The sequence below is a fragment of the Streptomyces iconiensis genome (assembly GCF_028657195.3).
Classification (GTDB): domain Bacteria; phylum Actinomycetota; class Actinomycetes; order Streptomycetales; family Streptomycetaceae; genus Streptomyces; species Streptomyces iconiensis.
This window is the reverse complement of record NZ_JANCPR020000060.1, coordinates 40,105-58,120: the sequence shown is the minus strand read 5'-3', so window position 1 is coordinate 58,120 and position 18,016 is coordinate 40,105. Positions and strand designations below refer to the sequence as shown.

The window sequence follows — 18,016 nt, the reverse complement described above, 5'->3', positions numbered from 1 at the left end:
GGGGTGCCCCTGGTCGTTGGTCGCGGGGTGCGGGGGCTGTGTGGCTTGGCGCGTAGTTTCCCGGGCCGCTTGGGGGCCTCCTTGGTCGGGGTAAAGGTGCAGGTCAGGGGGGTGTTATCGGTATTGACAACGGTCACCGGTGCAGCCTTTGCACCTTTTGGTCTTTGTGCGCTTCACTGCCTCCAGTTGGTCGCCGTCAGGGCGGTTCCAGTGGGGAGGACAGTGGTGAGCGCAGCGCGCGGGCACGGGCAGGAGCGGGACGGGCAGGGGCACGACGAGCACAAGCACGGTCACGGTCATGGGGGGCATACGCACGGGGTTTCGGCCGACGCCGACCGCAAATGGCTGTCGTTGGCGCTTGCGATGATCACCGTCTTCATCGTGGTCGAATCCGTGATCGCGGTGATGGCCGGCTCGCTGGCGCTGCTCTCGGACGCGGCGCACATGCTGACGGACGCGGTGTCCATCGTGCTGGCGCTGGTCGCGATGCGGCTGTCGGCGCGGCCGGCACGCGGCGGCTACACCTTTGGGCTCAAGCGCGCCGAGATCCTCTCCGCGCAGGCCAACGGGCTGACGCTGATACTGGCCGGGGCGTGGCTCGGGTATGAGGGCGTGCGCAGGCTGATCGACCCGCCCGAGGTGACGGGCTGGATGGTCCTGGTCACCGCGCTCGCCGGGATCGTCGTGAACCTCGTCGCCACCTGGTGCCTCTCGAAGGCCAACCGTTCCTCGCTCAACGTCGAGGGCGCCTACCAGCACATCCTCAATGACCTGTTCGCCTTCATCGGCACCGCCATCGCGGGCCTCGTCGTGCTGCTGACCGGGTTCGCGCGGGCCGACGCCATCGCGACACTGATGGTGGTGGCGCTGATGTTCAAGGCGGGGTACGGGCTGCTGCGCGACTCGGGCCGGATCTTCCTTGAGGCGGCGCCCGTCGGGCTCGACCCCGACGCCGTCGGGGACAAGCTCGCTGCTTCCGAGTCCGTGACCGAGGTCCACGACCTGCACATATGGACGATCACCTCCGGCGAGCCCGCGCTCTCCGCACACGTACTCGTCGAGCCGGGCGGCGACTGCCACCGGGTGCGGCGTGAGCTGGACCGGATGCTGAGCGCCGAGTACGGACTCACGCACTCGACGCTCCAGATCGACCACGCCGTCCCCCTCGACACCCTGAACACCCCCGCCCTCGCAGGCGCCCCGCACTGCGCAACAGCGCACGGCCCCGTACACCACGACGGCCCGCACGACCACTGACCCCCAACGCCCTGGCCCGCAATGCCCTGATCTGGGACGCGGGCGGCGCCGTACGGCCTCCCGCTCGAAGGGGAGCGCTGGCTGGTGGGCCTCAGCTCTTGACGGACTCCGCGATCTGCTCGGCTGCCTGGGCGGGCGTGAGGTGCGTGGTGTCGACGACCTCGGCCTCCCGGTGCAGCCACGTGCGGGCGGCCTCGGCGTAGGGCTCAAGGTATGTGAGGCGGAACGGGGAAGGGCCGAGAAGAGTGTCCCCCTCGATGCGTCCGCGGAGGGTGTCCTGGTCGCCGTGGAGGACGAAGTGCCGTACGGGTATGGCGTGTTGGGCCAGGCCCGTGCTGATCTCGCGCCAGTACTGCTCTACCAGGACGGTCATGGGCATCACCAGGGTGCCGCCGGTGTAGTCGAGTACCCTGCGGGCGGTCTCGACCACGAGAGGACGCCACGGCGGCCAGTCCTGGAAGTTGCCCGTCCAGGGCAGCCCCGGCGTGATGTCCATGAGTGTCTCGCCGACCTTCTCGGCGTCGAACACCCGTGAATCCGGGAGCAGTTGCTGCACGAGCGCAGCGGTCGTCGTCTTGCCTGCACCGTGGGTGCCGTTGAGCCATACGATCATGAGGCCCGACGCTAGCGCTGCTCGGGCATGAACGTGAAACAAGGGCTGCGCGACGCCCGCGGCACGGTGCACCAGTGTCTTCGTCGTGGGCCCCCGGAGCAACCGGTCGCCGCCAGTACCGAGCGCCGTCGGTTCGGCGAACATCGTGTCGGTGTCCGGGTGCCCGAGTGTGCCCCCAAGGGAGTCGCGGGGCAAGGGAGTTGGGGGATGGAGACGTGCCGTGGACTTCTGACTCATCAGACAGGGCCGTTCGGCCCCTGCTGGCGGCGGCCGGGCTTGGGCACTCTGGAGCATCACCCCCGGGGCACGCCTCGGACCCCGGGACAGTGGGGGGGTATGGGGCCGAGTCCGTCGCTGAGCGGCCACGGACCGGCCCCACGTACGCCCAGGCGTCACCCGTCGCACGCCTGGGCGTACGTGCGACATGCCAGGCCGTGCCGGGGTTCTCCTCGGGCCCGTTGAGTCGGTGTCTCCGTGCCCGCGAGTCCGATCTCCCGCAAAGTCCGTGTTCCCGCGAGGCTGCGTGTTCGCGGCCGTGGAGTCCGTGTCTCCGCGTCTCCGTGGCCCGGGGAGCGGTCCCTTCCGCGGCCTTCACCTGGATGTCGCCGGTGCGTCGGCCCGCGGCACGCCTACGGGGGGCGCGGTGCGGACAGCGGGTCCGTTCAATGGCTTGTGCCGGGTGAGGGGGGCGGGGGGCCGGCCCAGCGGCGCAGGGCGGCTTCGAGGGTGGTGACGGTGGCCGTCGTGTCGGGCACGTCGGAGGCCCAGGCGACCACGCCGTCCGGGCGTACCAGTACTCCGGCCGGTGTCGCGGGGGCGTCGGGCACGCTGTGCACTCGACCGGTCCAGGCCGTGGCCAGGCGGGTGAAGGTGCCGTCGGGGGTGCGGTCGAGCAGGAGGAATCCGCCGTCGTGGCCGTGGTCGGCCAGCCGGGAGCCGTCCTTCAGCCATAGGTCGGGGACGAAGCGGCCGGTCAGCGGGTGGTCGCCGGGCAGGTCGATGTGCTGTGTGACACCGGAGATCTTCTTGACCGCGTACGTCGTGCCGTCCCGGGTGCTCAGCAGATCGGCGACGACTTCGCGGAGCGCGGCCGACTTGGCGTCCCCGCGCATCACCCCGATCTGGGCCCGCGTCCAGTCCAGTACCCAGGCGCCGATGGGGCGACGTTCGGCGTCGTAGGTGTCGAGCAGCCCTTCGGGTGCCCATCCGGCGACCACGGCACCGAGCTTCCAGCCGACGTTCATCGCGTCGCCGACCCCGAGGTTGAGTCCCTGGCCGCCGAACGGCGAGTGCACGTGCGCCGCGTCGCCGGCCAGCAGCACCCGTCCCGACCGGTAGTTCGCGGCCTGGCGGGCGTTGTCGCTCCAGCGGGTCGCGGCGCCGCGCAGTCCGGTCACCGTGATGTCGGTGCCCGAGACCCGGCGCAGGCTGGTCTGCAACTCCTCAGCGGTGACCGGCGGTTGGGGGGTCCCACCGCGCGGGCGGAGCCGGGGGTCGGAGTGGTGGGTGGGAGCGCCGAACTCCACGGTGACCACCCGGCCCGGTTGTGGCCCGTAACGGTAAGCGCCCTCGGGCGACCACGCCCAACCGTTCACGAGCACCGAAGGGTCGTCCAGGTCGGCGACCGCCAGGTGCCCTGTGAGTTCGGGATCGGTACCGGGGAAGTCGATGCCCGCGAGGCGGCGTACGGTGCTGTGCCCGCCGTCGCATCCGACCAGCCATCCGGTGCGCACCGTGCCGGCGGTGGTCCCGACGAGCACGCCGTCGCCGGTGTCTTCGAGCGCGGTGACCTCCACCCCGCGGCGCACCGGTACGCCGAGCCGCGCGACATGGCCGGCCAGCAGCGCCTCCAGCTCACGCTGCGGCACCATCCTGGCCCCGGCGCCGGCGGTGTGCGCGGCGAGGTCGGCGTCGGCCCAGTCCACGAGGTCGGCGTCGAGGACCATTCCGGCGAAGTGCCCGGTGAACCGCGGCTCCTGTGCCCGCCTGTCGCCGCCGGGCCGCCCGTCGTCGGCCTTGGGCGCGAACGACCCCACCCGCTCCAGGACCTCTCGCTGCACCTTTTCGGCGGCAGGCAGCAGGCCGCGGCGGTCCAGCGCCTCGGCCGTCGGCACGTTGATCGCCCCCGCCTTCATTCCCTCGTCCGGCTCGGCCCTGCGCTCCAGCACCTGCACCGCCACCCCGGAGAGCGCCAGCTCGGCGGCGAGCACGAGGCCCACGGGGCCGGCTCCGACCACGGTCACGTCCACTGCCTGTTCCATATCCCTGTTCACGAACACCGTTCTACGTACGAACAGCGTTCGCGTCAAGTTATAGTGGTCCGGTGAATCCGAGAGAGCGACGCGCGGCACGCCACCGGCCGCCGAACCCCGAAGCCGAAGCCACCCCCAGGCCGCGGCGCCGCAAGGCCCCGATCACCGTGGAACAGGTCGTCGACACCGCGCTGGGCGTCATCGCCACAGAGGGTTACGAGGCACTGACCATGCGCCGGCTGGCCGGCGCGCTCGACACCGGGCCCGCCTCGCTCTACGCCCACGTGGTCAACAAGGCCGACCTCGACGAGCTGCTCATCGGGCGGCTGTGCGCCGAGCTGCGACTCCCCGAGCCCGAACCCGCGGCCTGGCGCGAGCAGGTCAGCGGCATGTGCGTCCAGATGCGCGACCAGTACCTGAAGTACCCCGGAATCTCCCGCGCCGCGCTCGCCATGGCTCCCACCGACCCCGAAATCCTGCGCGTCAGCGAAGGAATGCTGGCGATCCTGCTCGCCGGAGGCGTCGCCCCGCAGTCCGCCTCCTGGGCCATCGACGCGCTGTTGCTGTACGTGGCCGCCTACTGCCTGGAGATCTCCGTCCTGGACCAGCGCAAGGTCCACGACGAGGCGGACTGGGTCGTCGACACCGACGAACTCCAGCGCCGCCTGACCGCGCTGCCCGCCGAGACCTTCCCCCACACCACCCGCCATGCCGCCGAACTCACCGCAGGCAAGGGCCACGACCGGTTCGACTTCACCCTCAGCCTGATGATCGACGGCCTCGCACACCGCTAACGCCTCTCGTATGGAGCGTGCCGGGGCCCCGAGGCATGGGTGCGGCAGGTCGGTGGCACAGGCGCGGCAGGTGGCGCGTCGCGCCGGTGCCGGGCCGTGATCGTAGAGTTGCGGGCATGCCAGGCGTCCCGAACACACACCCCGTGTGCCCTCCGTGCCGTACGGCGTGCGAACGCCCTTCCGCTTACGGCCCGTTGGCGTGCCCCTCGGTGCGTGGCCGTCCGTTGCCCGCTGACGAAGGAGGAGGAGCAGCACGATGAGGTTCGACAACCACCGTGTGGTCATCACGGCTGCCGGGCGTGACTTCGGCCGCACCCTGGCGATCCGGTTCGCCGACCTCGGCGCAGAGGTCTTCCTCTCCGCCCGCGGTGTCGCTGCCGCCGAACGTGTCCGCGACGAGATCCGCGCACGGGGCTCGGAACGGGTCCACGCCTTCGCCTGCGATCTGACGGACCCGGCCTCGATCCGCGACTTCGCCGCCGGGGTCGCCCGCCATACCGAGCACATCGACATCCTGATCAACAACGGCTCCCGCTACCTCGACGGGCCGGATCTCCTGGCGGCCTCCGACGAAGAGATCGCGGACACCCTCGCCTCCGGCGCGACGGGCACGGTGCTGACCGTGAAGAACTTTCTCCCCCTCCTGCTCGCCTCCGACAAGCCGGACGTGGTGACACTGGTCTCCGCGTGCGGCACGGCCGGGCACCACCGTTCCGAGGCTCACGACGCCTTCTACGCTGCCAAGAGCGCCCAGGCGGGGTTCTCGGAGATCCTCTCCAAGCGCCTGCGCGCCCAGGGGGTCCGGGTCATCTCGCTCTACCCGCCCGACTTCGACAACGCCGCCCCGCTGTCCGAGGAATGGAACTCCACCCCACGGAACGCCGAGAGCCCGCTCACCGCGCAGTCGCTCGTGGAATGTGTGCAGTTCGCGGTCTCCCAGCCCCGCGACTGCTTCATCAAGGCGTTCCACTTCGAGCAGGTCTGAGCGCACTCGTGACCGTGGGGCCTACGCCGCCTGCCAGCCGCTCCACCGTCGCACGGTGATCTCGATGACGGGGCCGGCGGGCCGGATCCGCTGGTACTGCGGGTACTTGGCGGCCAACTGGTCGACCAGGCCCACCACTTCCTCGTTCGTCCGCACCCGCGCCTCGCCGTCGGCCCGTACCCACCACAGCCGGGCCCAGTCGTCGCTGTAGTGGTCGACGAGGAGCGCGACGTGGGGGTTGGCCTCGATGTTGCGGAGCCGTTGGAGGCGTGTGTGCCGCTTGGGTTTGTGGTCCACGGCGACGGCCACCGAATCGGCGGACACGGCGAACGTCGCCGGGACGACATGCGGCGTACCACCGCTTCCGACGGTCGCGAGGCGCAGCACACGCGCCGCCGCGAACCGCCGCCGCGCCTCCCCCTCGGTCATCTGCATGGGCCGAAGCTATCCGTGCTCCGCCGCCCCGTACCAGCGACACGGCCCGCCCGGCACGCGGGGCACTCGCCGTGAGAGCCGCCGGACCGAGGACCGCAGTCCCGGGTACCGCCGGACCGGGACCGCAGACCGTCGGGTGTGGGCCCCTCGGCCGGGGCCGGCCGAGGTTGGGCTCCGTTCATGTCCGCATCCGCCTCCGCGCGGGTGCGGGGGACCCGTGTGGGAACATCCGGGAGATGCCAAACGCCTCCGCTCCCGCCTACGCCCCGCGCTGCCGCGCCCCCAAGGTCACCTGGGAAGAACGCACACCCGCCGAACTCCGCTCCCGCGGGGGCGGCGGACCGCGCACCGAGAAGGAGGACCGGCCGTGAAGCTCGTACGCGTCGTACAGACCAGCTCAGCCGCACCCCTCACGTGGGACGCCTGGACCTCCGACGGCCAACTGCTCCACCTGCGCTACCGGTTCGGAGTCGGCACCGTCACCCCGCACGACGCCGACGAGCCGGCCACCCGATTCGGCCGTCTGAGCATGCAGGACCGCGAGATCACCCTCCAGGACTTCTGCGAGCGAGCCGGCCTGCACCTGGCCCCCGACCCAGGGGCGGGCACCGGCGCGTGAGCCGGGCGACCGTGCCCGTGCTGTTCCGTGCGGCCGGTGCGGTGCCGGGTGGGGCTGATGGTTACGTGGGCCGTGGCCGGGCCGGTGCTCGGTGGCAGCGCCGTGCGGGGGAGGGCGGCGGGGAGAACCTGCGACGGGGCCCTACTCCTGGTGGGCCGCCGTCGCGAGGGTTCCCTCGATGAGGTCGCGCAGTTGGGAGCGGGCGGTGATGCCCAGCTTGGGGAAGCTGCGGTAGAGGTGCGAGCTGACGGTGCGCGGGGAGAGGAAGAGCTTCTCGCCGATCTCACGGTTGGTCAGCCCGCGGGCGGCGAGCCGGACGATCTGCTGCTGTTGCGGGGAGAGTCCGGCGAGCGCGTCGGGGGCCGCGTCCGTGACGTCGAGACCGGCGGCGCGCGATTCGGCCCTGGCCCGCTCGATCCACGGGCGCGCTCCCAGGCGGCGGAAGACCTCCAGTGCCTCGGTGAGCGGCCCTCGCGCCTCGGCGACGCGCCGCCGGCGGCGCAGCCATTCGGCGAGGTCGAGCAGGGTCTGTGCCCGTTCGAAGGGCCAGTACTCAAGTACCGGGTCCGCCAGAGCAGCCCGGAAGTGCGGTTCGGCGTCCTCGGGGTCGGCCAGAAGGCCACGGGCCCGGCTGATCAGCGCACGCAGACGAGGTGAAGCGTTGTCCGCCAGTGCGGACGCCGAGCGCTCGACGATCGCGACGGCCTCCTCGCGGCGTCCGCAGCGCACGGCGGCGGCGGCCAGATCCGCGAGGGCCGGGTAGCAGGCGTGGTAATGCGTGGGCGTACCGTCCGCCGTGAAGAGCATGCGGAGTTGGTCGTACGCGGTCTCGTAGGCGCCTTCAGCGGCTGCCGCGGCACCGAGCGCACGGCGGGCGTAGACGGCGACCGAGCGGCTCTCCAGCGGATCGACCTGTGTGAGCGCGTCCTCGGCCCGGGTCCTGGCCGAGGACGCGTCGCCCTGGAAGGCCAGCACGGTGGCTTCCACCGTGGCCGCACACGCCACGGCGTGGTCGAGGCCGGCCGCCCGGCCGACAGCGGTGACGCGGGCGCAGGCCGCACGGGCCTGTTCCCACCGTCCTCGCTCCACATAGGCCCAGGCGACCGCGCCGCCCAGCCCTTCGGGCAAGGCTCCCTGCGCTTCCCAGCGGTCGAAGGCTTCGTCGAAGGCGCGGACGGCCTGTGGCGTCTCGTCCAGAAGCCACGCCATGATCCCGACGGCGGTGAGCCGCTCCGGCCGGTCTTCCGCCTCCGCGGCCAACCGCGGCAGCGAGGAGACGAGTCGGGCCCGGCCGTCGAAGGGGTCCGAGACGGTCGCCACCCAGGTGCGCAAGCCCGCGTACGAGGCGTTCGCGGGGAGGCGCCGTAGGACCTCCTGTATGCGGTGGCGCTGGGTGTCCTCCCCGGAGTAGAAGCGGACCACGGCGGCGCCGCTCAGGAGGTCCAGCGCGGCGGCGGGCCGGGAGGCCGCCAACTGCTCGGCGGCGGCGGCCAGTCGGGAGAAGACCACGGTGTGGCGCACGGTCAGGACCGCCAGCCGTCCCGCCTGTACGGCGGCGGTGGCCAGCAGGGCCACGTCATCCGTGCGCGTGCGTGCCGCGGCGACCAACTCCTCGACCCAGGCGATGTCTCCGGTGAACACGGCCGCGGCGGCGGCTTCGACCAGCAGCCGGGCGCTGTCCTCGCGCAGCGGTGCGAGATCCGCCGCACGCCGCAGGGCCTGGGCCGCCGCCGCATGGCCGCCGCGGCGGCGGGCCCGTCCCGCGGTCCGCTCCAGCTCCGCCGACACGGCCGCGTCCGGGTGCGCGCAGGCGGCGGCAAGGTGCCAGGCGCGCCTGTCGGGTTCGTCCCGCAGCGTTTCGGCGAGCGCGAGGTGCGCCTCGCGCTGGGCGCCCCAGGACGCGGCGTGATACACGGCGGACCTGACCAGCGGGTGACGGAACCGGATGTCCGGGCCGGTCCGCCGGACCAGCCCGGACTGCCGGGCCGGCAGCCAGGCCGGGTCCTCGGCGGGCGGCAGCCCCGCAGGGACGGCGATCGCGGAGTCGGCGCTGTCCATGGCGGCCAGGAGCAGCAGAGCCCTCGTGGTGGAGGCGGGGAGGCTGCTCAGGCGGGCGGCGAAGATGCGCTCCAGGTGGTCGGCGACGGGAAGCGGGCCCGCGGCCGGCAGCCCCGCCGGCGGGTCCTGTGCCGATGCCGTCCTCGCCAGTTCGACCAGCGCCAGCGGGTTGCCGCCCGCCTGGTCGAGGATGCGCGACCTGGTGCGTCCTGTGGGGCTCTCCGGTTGCAGGTCCAGCAGTTGACCGGCCGCGGCGTTGTCGAGCGGTTCCAGGGTGAGCGTCGGCACGTTCCGGTCGAATCCCGGAACGTGATCGCCGCCGCGGGCCCCGACCAGCATCGTGACGGGTTCGCCTTCCAACCGTCGGGCGACGAAGGACAGCGCGTCCAGGGAAGCACGGTCGAACCACTGCGCGTCGTCCAGCACCACGAGCATGGGTTGGTGCTCGCCCATGTCCGACAGCAGGCTCAGGACGGCGACCCCGACCAGCATGAGGTCGGGTCCCGAAGCGGACGGGCCCTCGCCGAAGGCGTCCCGCAGCGCGGCGCGCTGCCTCTCCGGCAGCGCGTCCACCTCGGCCGGCACCGGCCGCAGCAGCTGGTGCAGTGCGGAGTACGCCAGGCTCGACTCCGACTCGCGCCCCTCGGCGCGCAGTACGCGGGCACCGCCTGCTGCGGCCCGGCGTACCGCGTGTTCCAGCAGCGCGCTCTTGCCCGAGCCCACCTCGCCGGCCAGCATCAGCACCGGGTCGGCCGGCATCGGGTCCACCGCGCGGAAGAGGCGTGCCAACTCCGTTTCCCGGCCGACGATCGGCTCCCCCGGGTGGTCCGGCTCCGCTTCCCTGCCCGCACCGCGGTCGCCTGTGTGCTCGTCCACGGAGTCTCCCGGAATTGCGGCTTTCGATCGGAGTTGCCTTGTCCTGGCCGCTCCAGGCTACAAGCGGCCCGGCTTCGCGCCGGACCGTGCGCACAGGTGCAGTCACCTTACGGATACCGCGCGCGCCGAGGCCGCTCGTACGGTTCAGGGAAATCTTCCCCTGTCCCAAGGACATTCCATGGAAACCATCACGCTCGGAAACACCACGGTCACCCGGGTATGGGAGTACTTCGGTTCCGTCGACATGACGACCAACACCTTCTTCCCCGAAAGCACGAAGGAAGTGTGGAACGGCGGCTCCTCCTGGCTTGCCCCGCACTTCTTCGATTCCGAGACCCATGTCGTCAATTCCGCGATCCAGACCTGGCTGCTGCGCAGCGGAGGCAGGACCATCCTGGTCGACACCGGCGTGGGCAACCACAAGGACCGCCCGTACGCGCCGGTCTGGAACCGCCTCGAAACCGGTTTCCTGGCCAATCTCGCGCGCGCCGGGGTCGCGCCCGAGGACGTGGACATCGTGATCAACACACATCTCCACATCGATCACGTCGGCTGGAACACGTATCTGGACGGCCGGCAGTGGGTTCCCACTTTCCCCAACGCCACCTATCTGATGCCGAAGGACGACTTCGACTTCTGGAATCCCGAGAACGACCACAAACCGCTGCTCGGTCGCGGCAATCAGAATGTCTTCGAGGACAGCGTGGCACCGGTGCACAAGGCCGGCCAGACGCTGCTGTGGGAGAACAGCCACCAGATCGACGCCGGCCTCCGCCTCGACGCGGCTCCCGGACACACGCCCGGCTCGTCCGTACTGACCCTCACCTCAGGGACGGACCGCGCGGTGTTCGTCGGCGACATGCTGCACAACCCCGTGCAGATCCTCGAACCCGACGCCAACAGCTGCTTCTGCGAGGACCCCGCGGGCGCCCGCGCCACCCGCCGCAAGGTGCTGGGCTGGGCGGCCGACAACAACGCGCTCGTGATCCCCGCGCATCTGGGCGGCCACGGTGCCGCCGAAGTGGCACGCGAGGGCGACAGGTTCGCCATCAAGGGCTGGGCACCCTTCGCCCCGTACGCCGAGCAGGTCTGAGTCCCGCTGTGCCCCGTACACCGAGCAGGTTGCCCCGTACGCCGAACACGTCCGAGTCCACGGAAAAGACACGAGACATGAGCCACCACCCCGACCCCGTCGTGACCACGGCGCAGGGAGCCGTCCGCGGCCTGCGCCAGGGCGACACCACCGCTTTCCTCAACATTCCCTACGCCGCCCCGCCCCGCGGCGCCGGCCGGTTCGCGCCACCCCAGCCGCACGAGCCGTGGAACGGCGTACGGGACGCCACCGCGCCGGGGCCCAACGCGCCGCAGTCCGAGCGCAAGCTCGGCAGCGTCGACATGTCCCCCTACTTCGGCCCGGGTTGGAGCCGCGGCGAGGACTACCTCACCGCCGGCGTCTGGACGCCCGCAGCCCCGAGCGGCGACCTGCCCGTCATGGTGTTCGTACACGGCGGCGGATTCGTCGCCGGATCGACGCGGTCAGCGCTGTACGACGGCTCAGGTTTCGCCCGCGACGGCGTCGTCCTCGTCACCCTCAACTACCGGCTGGGCATCGCCGGGTTCCTCGACATCCCCGGTACGCCGCCCAACCGCGGGCTGCTCGATGTCGTCGCCGCGCTGCGCTGGGTGCGGGAGAACATCGCCGCGTTCGGCGGTGACCCGCACAACGTCACCCTCTTCGGCCAGTCGGCCGGGGCGACCATCGTCGGCGGCGTCCTCGCCACCCCCGAAGCCGCCGGCCTCGTCCGCCGGGCGATCGTGCAAAGCGGCAGCGGCCAGGGAGCGTTCAGCACCGAGCAGGCCGCCCGCGTCACCCGGGCAGCGGCCGGGGCGCTGGGTATCGAACCCCAGGCAGACGCCTTCGCCGACCTCTCCGACGACCGCCTGGTCGAGGCCGCCAACCAACTCGCGGGCATCGACCTGCGGACCGGGACGCACCACGACCCGCTGGTCGGACTCAGCCCCTTCAGCCTGGTCCTCGACACGCAGCCCGCCGCGTCCGTCGCCGCCGGCCTCAGCCACGACATCGACCTGCTCATCGGGACCAACACCGAGGAGGGAAACCTCTACCTGGCCCCCGTGGACAAGTACGCCACCTCGACCGACGGGGACGTCGACGAGGTGGCGGCGCGCTCGCACCCGGAGCCGGCGCGGCTCGTCGAGACGTACCGGAAGGCACGCCCCGGCGCTTCCTCCGGCGAGCTGCGCTCCGCCATCCTGGGCGACGCACTGTTCGGCGCGGGCAGCTGGGCGCTGGCCGGCGCACATGCCGCCCACGGCGAATCCGCCACCTACGCCTACGAGTTCGCCTGGCGCTCCCCTGCCCTGGACGGGCAGCTCGGCGCCACCCACGCGGTCGAGCTGCCTTTCGTCTTCGATGCCGCCCAGCTTCCGCGGCTGCACGGACCATCCGCCCTGCTCGGCCCCGACGGGACCCCCGCGGATCTCGCCGCCCGTATGCACGGTGCATGGGTCAGGTTCGCCAGGACCGGCGACCCCGGCTGGGAACCGTACGACGGCATGCGCCGGGCCACGATGCGCATCGACGCCGAGTGGACCCGGGTCGACGACCCCCGCAGCCAGGAACGACAGGTCTGGCACTGACCCGCCGACCCTCTCTTCCAACTCTTCCCAGCACACACCTCCCCGCGAGGCGTCGGGCGATGCGGCAGGCCGGTGGCAGTCCCGACTGCCTCACCGGCCCGCTTGCGTCCTGGAATCCCCGCCGGCCGGGGGTTACTCGGGCGGGGTGGGGGTGCCCTCGTTGCGGTACATCGCCTGGATGTCGAGTTCGAGCTTGACGGTGGGGCCGACGATGGCGATGCCGCGAGCGAGCATATTGCGCCAGTTGAGGGTGTAGTCCTCGCGGTGGAGTTCGGCCGTGGCGAGGGCGGCGCAGCGGAGTTCTTCGGCGTAGCCGCCGTTGACGGCGCCGAGGTAGGTGGTCTCCAGGTTCAGGGTGCGGCTGACGCCGTGGAGGGTCAGGGTGCCCTGGAGGGTCCACTTGGTGCCGGTGCGGTGGGTGAGCCTGTTGCTGACGAAGTGGAGGTACGGGTAGCGCTCGACGTCGAGGAAGTCGGCCGAACGCAGGTGCTCGTCACGGGACTTGTTGCCCGTGTCGATACTGGCGGCGTCGATGGTGATCTCGATGTACGAGTCCTCGACGCGCTCACCGACGCGTATGCCGCCGTCGAAGCGGGTGAAGCGGCCGTGCACGTTGGCCATGCCCACGTGCCGGGCCACGAAGCGGATCGCGGTGTGGGGCGGGTCGAACATCCACACTCCCGGCTGGGGCAGCGTGGGCTGTTGTCCGGCCTCCATGCGGACACGTTCGGGCTGGGGGTGCACACCGGCAACGACCTCGATCGTGCGGTGCACGGGCTGGAGGCCCTCCACGGTGGCCATGAGCGCGTAACGGCCGTGCGGAAGGGCTGCCGTGACGCGGCCGTACGGGTCGGTGGTGGCCTTGACGACGCGTCTGCCGTTGGCCGCGTCGGTCAGGGTGATGTCGGCGCCGGGGAGCGGGTTGCCCAGCGGATCGGAGATCTCGACGCTCAGGACACCCGCGCCCTCCGGCAGTCCGACGGTCGACCAGCCCCCGTTGGCTCCGTTTGCTGCGGTTCGCGGCTTCCTCCTCAGGAACGACCCGAGGCCCATATGTGTTCGCCCTACTTCCTGGCTTGCTGCTCTGATGTGTGCGTGGGGGGTGGAGGCCCGATGGCCGATTCCGATCGTACGTACGTACCCCCACACTCATCCACACCAGGCCCTCGGCAGGCAAACGGGCCGGGCGTTACGCGTGGCCGCTTCGCCGTTTCCTCACCAGGTCTCCTCTCACTCTTTCCCGGTCTCGCACGGAGCGCCGCTGTCACCGGGGCTGGGGGACGGTGACGGTGTGGTGGTCTCGGACCCGGTGGGGTCCGGCGAGGGCGAGGTGGTGTCGTCCTGGCAGTCCGGCGGGTCCGTGGGAGTGGGGTCACCGGGGTCGGTCGGGCCTGGTGAGACGGTGTCGGTGGGCTTGGGACCCGGGTCTCCTGGGCCCGGCTTCCCGCCGCCGGGGCGCGTGCCGCCACCGCCGCCGCTGCCGTCCCCGTTTCCCGTTCCTCCGCCGCCCTTTCCGCCGCCCCCGCCCTTGCCGGGGGTCTTTCCTGCCTTGTTGCCGCCGCTCTTGCCGCCCTTGCCGCCCTTCTTGGTTCCGGGTTCCGGATCGCTGCCCGCGCCGGGGCTGGAGGGGAGCACGCCCTCGCCGTCCGGAACGGTGTGGGCGCCGGTGCGGTAGAAGTCGAGCCAGGCGAGGACCGTACGCAGGTAGGCCGTGGAGTGGTTGTAGCTGAGAATCGCCCGGCGCAGGTCGGCCTTTCGGGACAGATCGCGGTCGCCGGCGCACAGGTACCGTCCGGCTGCGAGCGCGGCGTCGTGGATGTTGTGAGGGTCCTTCTTGCCGTCGCCGTTGCCGTCGGCTCCCCAGCCCTTCCAGGTGGAGGGGATGAACTGCATGGGTCCCACCGCGCGGTCGTAGGTGCTGTCCCCGTCGTACGCGCCGCCGTCGGTGTCCTTGATGTGCGCGAAGCCGCCGCCGTTGAGCACGGGGCCGAGGATCGGTTTCCGAGTGGTGCCGTCGGCCCGCACGTCGCCGCCGCGCGCCTGGCCCGACTCGACCTTGCCGATCGCGGCGAGCAGTTGCCAGGGCAGCCCGCAGCCGGGTGACCTTCCGGCCATCGACTTCTCGGCGTTCTTGTACGCCTTGAGGACGGTCGCGGGTATCCCGGACTCGGCCCTGACCCTGGCGTCCAGGACGCGGGGAGCGAGGTTGCTCTCGCGGGTCGCCAGGGGCGGGAGTTCGGTGTGGTACGAGCCGTCGTCGGGGGTGCCCGACTGGTACGGCACGTCGGCAAGCCCGGATGCCCACGGCTTACGCGCGTCCTTGGCGCCCGCGGCACCGGGTGCCTGCGAGGCGGTGAGCGCGGCGACGGCGAGCGCCGCCAGCGCGGTACTCGCGGCGCCGCGCCGCAGGCGCACGCGGGCCGGCGACCGGCCTCCGGTGGGCGCGGCCCCGGGCGGGCCGGGTTCCATGGGCGCGGCCGGGTGCGTATGCGCCGGGGTGTGCCGTCCGCCGCGCCGGTGCTCCTTGGGCATGTGCCGTCCTCCCGCGTCAACTGGGCTGACCGCGTGGTCAGTTGAGCGTGGTCAGTCGTGGGTGTCGATGAGGTCAGTCGAGGGTGTCGATGGGATCAGTTGAGGGTGTCGATGTTGGCGATCTTCCAGGTGCCGGCCTCGTGCACCGCGTCGACGGAGAGCATGGCGCCCGCGTAGGTGGCGTCGGCGGCGGCGTTCTTGTCGCTGCTCTTACCACCCTTGCCCCTGGTGCCCTTGTCGCTCTTGCTCTCCTTCTGGGCCGACTTGCCCGTACGGGCGCTGTGCTGGTCGGCGAAGAGGAGTACGCGGGCACGGTTGCCCTCCAGCGCGGCGACGGCGCTGTCGGTGACCGTCGTGGTGAGCACGAGCCGCTGCTTGCCGCCCTGGGCCCGCACCTGCGCGAGAAGGGCGCGGTGCTGCTTGACCGCGCGCCCCGTCAGCAGCCGTTCCGCCGCGCGTGCGTTCTTGGCGGGGCCCGCGTGGTCGTACGAGAAGAGGGCGTTGACGGCGCTGGTCACCTCGCCCTTGACCTCGCTGGTACGGCCCGCGTCCGCCAGCGCCGTGTTGCGTGCCGCCGCTCCATCCCGGAGAGCGCCCGCCTCGTTCGCGCCCCACGCGGCGAACGCCCCGCAGGCGACGGTGACCACGGCACACAGCGCGAGCAGGCGCCGCGGGGTGCCGCGCCGCGCCGTACGTTCCGCCACGGGCGCGGCCTCCGCCCCGGCCTTGGCGGAGGGCGTTCTTGTGGACGCGGGCTTCGTGGCGGCGGTGCGGGGTGCGGGCCCGCGATCACGCCCAGGTTCGTGTCCGGGTTCGCGCCCAGGTTCGCGTCCGGACTTGGGACCGCGGTCGCGGTCGCGCCCGGCTTCGCGGTCACGTTCGCGTACGGCGGTCGCGGTCTTCGTGGCGCTCTTTTCGGCGGGTGTCTCCTCGGCCCCGCCGGGCTGAGCCGCCATTCTGCGCCGGCGGTTGAGGAGGTGACGCGTGGTCGACATGGGTTCCTTCCTCCTGCTCAGTCGCGGTCGGCGGGGTCGGCGGAGTCGGCGGAGTCGGGGGCCGTGTAGCCGACCGGGACCTGTTCCAGCGCGCTGAGCTTCCAGCCGTCGGCGGTGCGGGTGAGTTCGCCGCGCATGCGGGTCTGCTTGGTCGCGGGCTTCTCCTTGGGCGCGCTGACCGTGGTGCGGACGGCGACGAGGACGCCCGCCTTCCCTGCCCGTTCGTCCAGTTCGGCGACGGCACTGGAGAGGATCTTGGCCGAGGTCACGGTCTTCGCCGCGCGTATCTGCTTCTCGAACTGGCCGCGCCCCTTCTTGAGCTGCCCGCGCAGCGCACCCGTGGTCGACTCCTCCCAGGCCTCGAGTCCACTGCTGAGCCTGCGGTGGTCCAGGGTGTTGAGGTTCTGCACGGACTGTTCACCGGCGGCCAGCACCTTGTCCCGCGTCGTGGCGTACCCCAGAGAGTCGTCGTGCGCAGCGCCGTACCAGGACCAGCCCGCCCACGCCGCACAGCACACAGCGGCGACGGCCAGCGCCATGGCCGCCAGCAGTACGGGGTTGGCCCGTCTCACCCGTTCCACCCGTGTCTCCTCTCGCTCTACCGGCGCACGTTCCGCCGTTCGTCCGTCCGTGCCACTCGTTCCGCCCGAGCTGCTCGCCTCCATACGCTCCGTACGGGGCGCGCGTCTTCGTCATCTGGCCTTGATGCCGACGATCAGCCAGTCACCGTCCCGCCGTTCCGCGCTGACGGAGAGCTGTGCCGCCGCGGTGCTGGGCTTGCGGCCCTCGCGGGTGCTGGTCTGGTCGAGGAAGACGAGGAGTTCGGCGCGGTCGCCGTGCAGCCGGGTCACGCCGGAGCTGACCACGCGGGTGGCCAGCGTCAGCTTCTGTTCGGCCACGCGCTCTCTCACCTGGCCGAACAGCGACTCGTACTGGCGGGCCGCCCTGCCGTCCAGCACGCCCTTGGCGTCCTGTTCCGTCTTGGCGACGCCCTGCGGGGTGTAGGAGAAGATCCGGGCCAGCGCGTCCCCCACCTCTCCTGAGACGCGGCTCGTGGCGGCGGTGTCGGTCAGCGCCTTGTTCCTGGCCGCCTCGCTGCCGGTCAGCCGCGCGGCGCCGACGAGGAGTGCGGTGCCGCCCAGGAGTGCGGCGACCAGGACGGCGACCGCGTACCAGCGGGCACGCGCCCGAAGATGCTCCCTCGGGCTCCTCAGCTTTCCGCGCAGGCCGGTGAGTGTCATCAGGACCCCTTCCCCACCGGTACGGGAGCGAGGGAGACCAGCTTCCAGCCGTCGGGCGTGCGTTCCAGGCCCGCTTCGAACCGCTTGCGGTCCGTGGCGGGGGCGCCCGCGCGGGTCGTGGCCTCGATCCGTACCGTCGCGATGAGCGCGGCCGTACCCGCTCTCTCGTCGAGGCTGGTGAGCGCGGCTGCGGTGACACGGGCACGCGCGCTGGTCCCCCGTTCGGCGAGGGTGCGTGCGCTCTTCTTCTCCGTACGGCGCAGCTCGTCGCGCAGCGGGCCCGTGGTGGCCTCGCGCCAGTCCTTCATGTCGGCCCGAATGCCTTTGGCGTCAATGGAGTTGAGGGTCGCGATGTGGGTGCGGCCCGCCGCGAGCGCTTCGTCCCTGGCCTGCGAGTAGGCGAGGTCCTTGTCGGAACGGGCCGTCCAGTGGATCCAGCCCGAGAAGGCGACGAAGAGGAGAGCCGCGGCCAGCGCTCCGGCCAGCCAGAGCGTGCCGGATGCGCGGGGCGCCCCGGACGCACCGGGCGCACGGCGCGGCGTGCGGGACTGCTCCACCTGTCCGGGCTCGTCCGGCCCGGACTCCGCCTCTGAGGGCTCCGCCTCTGAGGGCTCCATCTCTGAGGGCTCCCCCGCCCTCGTCCCGTCCGATCCGGACTCCTCTCTCCCCCGCTCCAACTGCCGCCCCGGCACCGGGCT

Annotated in this window: 17 protein-coding genes; 7 read left to right on the top strand and 10 right to left on the bottom strand. The window is 71.8% G+C overall.

The annotated features are described in order from the left end of the window. Positions 1–225 precede the first annotated feature (225 nt). On the top strand, positions 226–1,257 hold the full coding sequence (locus tag NMN56_RS37655) for a cation diffusion facilitator family transporter (RefSeq protein WP_274045085.1): 1,032 nt from the start codon (positions 226–228) through the stop codon (positions 1,255–1,257). Between the two features lie 91 nt (positions 1,258–1,348). On the opposite strand, the gene NMN56_RS37650 is transcribed toward NMN56_RS37655, so the two are convergent. Both NMN56_RS37650 and NMN56_RS37645 read right to left on the bottom strand, forming a co-directional pair. Next, positions 1,349–1,870, bottom strand: coding sequence for a nucleoside/nucleotide kinase family protein (locus NMN56_RS37650; RefSeq protein ID WP_274045086.1), 522 nt, complete (start codon positions 1,868–1,870; stop codon positions 1,349–1,351). 662 nt (positions 1,871–2,532) lie between these two features. Beyond that, positions 2,533–4,131, bottom strand: coding sequence for an FAD-dependent oxidoreductase (locus tag NMN56_RS37645; protein ID WP_274045265.1), 1,599 nt, complete (start codon positions 4,129–4,131; stop codon positions 2,533–2,535). Positions 4,132–4,193: 62 nt separating this feature from the next. Here NMN56_RS37645 and NMN56_RS37640 point away from each other — a divergent pair, with 62 nt between their 5' ends. Together NMN56_RS37640 and NMN56_RS37635 are read left to right on the top strand one after the other, a co-directional pair. Continuing rightward, positions 4,194–4,916, top strand: coding sequence for a TetR/AcrR family transcriptional regulator (locus NMN56_RS37640; RefSeq protein ID WP_274045087.1), 723 nt, complete (start codon positions 4,194–4,196; stop codon positions 4,914–4,916). A 256-nt stretch (positions 4,917–5,172) separates the two neighbouring features. Next, positions 5,173–5,901 carry an SDR family oxidoreductase gene (locus tag NMN56_RS37635; protein ID WP_274045088.1) on the top strand — a complete coding sequence of 243 codons (729 nt, stop codon included), beginning with the start codon at positions 5,173–5,175 and terminating at the stop codon, positions 5,899–5,901. A gap of 21 nt (positions 5,902–5,922) precedes the next feature. Here the strand turns inward: NMN56_RS37635 and NMN56_RS37630 are convergent, their stop codons facing one another. Further along, positions 5,923–6,336, bottom strand: coding sequence for a TIGR03668 family PPOX class F420-dependent oxidoreductase (locus NMN56_RS37630; protein ID WP_274045089.1), 414 nt, complete (start codon positions 6,334–6,336; stop codon positions 5,923–5,925). 236 nt (positions 6,337–6,572) lie between these two features. Between NMN56_RS37630 and NMN56_RS37625 the strand changes: the two genes are divergently transcribed. Next, positions 6,573–6,707: a hypothetical protein gene (locus tag NMN56_RS37625; RefSeq protein WP_274045091.1), complete on the top strand. Its 135-nt coding sequence runs from the start codon at positions 6,573–6,575 to the stop codon at positions 6,705–6,707. Further along, a complete protein-coding gene (locus tag NMN56_RS37620) occupies positions 6,704–6,955 on the top strand; it encodes a hypothetical protein (RefSeq protein WP_274045092.1) in 252 nt (83 codons plus the stop codon). Before NMN56_RS37625 ends, NMN56_RS37620 begins: the two co-directional genes overlap by 4 nt. 141 nt (positions 6,956–7,096) lie before the next feature. Here NMN56_RS37620 and NMN56_RS37615 read toward each other — a convergent pair whose 3' ends face one another. Continuing rightward, complete coding sequence (locus NMN56_RS37615) at positions 7,097–9,889, bottom strand: helix-turn-helix transcriptional regulator (RefSeq protein WP_283742550.1); 2,793 nt, start codon at positions 9,887–9,889, stop codon at positions 7,097–7,099. A gap of 178 nt (positions 9,890–10,067) precedes the next feature. On the opposite strand from NMN56_RS37615, the gene NMN56_RS37610 reads away from it, so the two are divergent. Together NMN56_RS37610 and NMN56_RS37605 are read left to right on the top strand one after the other, a co-directional pair. Continuing rightward, on the top strand, positions 10,068–10,982 hold the full coding sequence (locus NMN56_RS37610) for an MBL fold metallo-hydrolase (RefSeq protein WP_274045094.1): 915 nt from the start codon (positions 10,068–10,070) through the stop codon (positions 10,980–10,982). A 77-nt stretch (positions 10,983–11,059) separates the two neighbouring features. Further along, the gene (locus NMN56_RS37605) at positions 11,060–12,550 is read left to right on the top strand and encodes a carboxylesterase/lipase family protein (protein WP_274045095.1); all 1,491 of its coding nucleotides are present in this window, start codon (positions 11,060–11,062) and stop codon (positions 12,548–12,550) included. Between the two features lie 132 nt (positions 12,551–12,682). On the opposite strand, the gene NMN56_RS37600 is transcribed toward NMN56_RS37605, so the two are convergent. From NMN56_RS37600 to NMN56_RS37575, 6 genes are all read right to left on the bottom strand, one after another. Continuing rightward, complete coding sequence (locus tag NMN56_RS37600; protein WP_274045096.1) at positions 12,683–13,603, bottom strand: YceI family protein; 921 nt, start codon at positions 13,601–13,603, stop codon at positions 12,683–12,685. A 177-nt stretch (positions 13,604–13,780) separates the two neighbouring features. Then, positions 13,781–15,082, bottom strand: coding sequence for a lytic transglycosylase domain-containing protein (locus tag NMN56_RS37595; RefSeq protein WP_430542819.1), 1,302 nt, complete (start codon positions 15,080–15,082; stop codon positions 13,781–13,783). A gap of 95 nt (positions 15,083–15,177) precedes the next feature. Then, complete coding sequence (locus NMN56_RS37590) at positions 15,178–16,077, bottom strand: hypothetical protein (RefSeq protein WP_274045097.1); 900 nt, start codon at positions 16,075–16,077, stop codon at positions 15,178–15,180. A gap of 17 nt (positions 16,078–16,094) precedes the next feature. Continuing rightward, the gene (locus NMN56_RS37585) at positions 16,095–16,658 is read right to left on the bottom strand and encodes a hypothetical protein (RefSeq protein ID WP_430542818.1); all 564 of its coding nucleotides are present in this window, start codon (positions 16,656–16,658) and stop codon (positions 16,095–16,097) included. Positions 16,659–16,769: 111 nt separating this feature from the next. Then, positions 16,770–17,318: a hypothetical protein gene (locus NMN56_RS37580; protein WP_274045098.1), complete on the bottom strand. Its 549-nt coding sequence runs from the start codon at positions 17,316–17,318 to the stop codon at positions 16,770–16,772. After that, a complete protein-coding gene (locus tag NMN56_RS37575) occupies positions 17,318–17,935 on the bottom strand; it encodes a hypothetical protein (protein WP_274045099.1) in 618 nt (205 codons plus the stop codon). The genes NMN56_RS37580 and NMN56_RS37575 overlap by 1 nt, the downstream gene beginning before the upstream one ends. Positions 17,936–18,016: the final 81 nt, after the last annotated feature.

Excerpts from the sequence above, each read along its gene's own strand:
- NMN56_RS37650 (WP_274045086.1), bottom strand. The coding sequence starts at position 1,870 with ATGATCGTATGGCTCAACGGCACCCACGGTGCAGGCAAGACGACGACC.
- NMN56_RS37645 (WP_274045265.1), bottom strand. The coding sequence starts at position 4,131 with ATGGAACAGGCAGTGGACGTGACCGTGGTCGGAGCCGGCCCCGTGGGC.
- NMN56_RS37635 (WP_274045088.1), top strand. The coding sequence starts at position 5,173 with ATGAGGTTCGACAACCACCGTGTGGTCATCACGGCTGCCGGGCGTGAC.
- NMN56_RS37630 (WP_274045089.1), bottom strand. The coding sequence starts at position 6,336 with ATGCAGATGACCGAGGGGGAGGCGCGGCGGCGGTTCGCGGCGGCGCGT.
- NMN56_RS37625 (WP_274045091.1), top strand. The coding sequence starts at position 6,573 with ATGCCAAACGCCTCCGCTCCCGCCTACGCCCCGCGCTGCCGCGCCCCC.
- NMN56_RS37610 (WP_274045094.1), top strand. The coding sequence starts at position 10,068 with ATGGAAACCATCACGCTCGGAAACACCACGGTCACCCGGGTATGGGAG.
- NMN56_RS37605 (WP_274045095.1), top strand. The coding sequence starts at position 11,060 with ATGAGCCACCACCCCGACCCCGTCGTGACCACGGCGCAGGGAGCCGTC.
- NMN56_RS37600 (WP_274045096.1), bottom strand. The coding sequence starts at position 13,603 with ATGGGCCTCGGGTCGTTCCTGAGGAGGAAGCCGCGAACCGCAGCAAAC.
- NMN56_RS37595 (WP_430542819.1), bottom strand. The coding sequence starts at position 15,082 with ATGCCCAAGGAGCACCGGCGCGGCGGACGGCACACCCCGGCGCATACG.
- NMN56_RS37590 (WP_274045097.1), bottom strand. The coding sequence starts at position 16,077 with ATGTCGACCACGCGTCACCTCCTCAACCGCCGGCGCAGAATGGCGGCT.
- NMN56_RS37580 (WP_274045098.1), bottom strand. The coding sequence starts at position 17,318 with ATGACACTCACCGGCCTGCGCGGAAAGCTGAGGAGCCCGAGGGAGCAT.
- NMN56_RS37575 (WP_274045099.1), bottom strand. The coding sequence starts at position 17,935 with ATGGAGCCCTCAGAGGCGGAGCCCTCAGAGGCGGAGTCCGGGCCGGAC.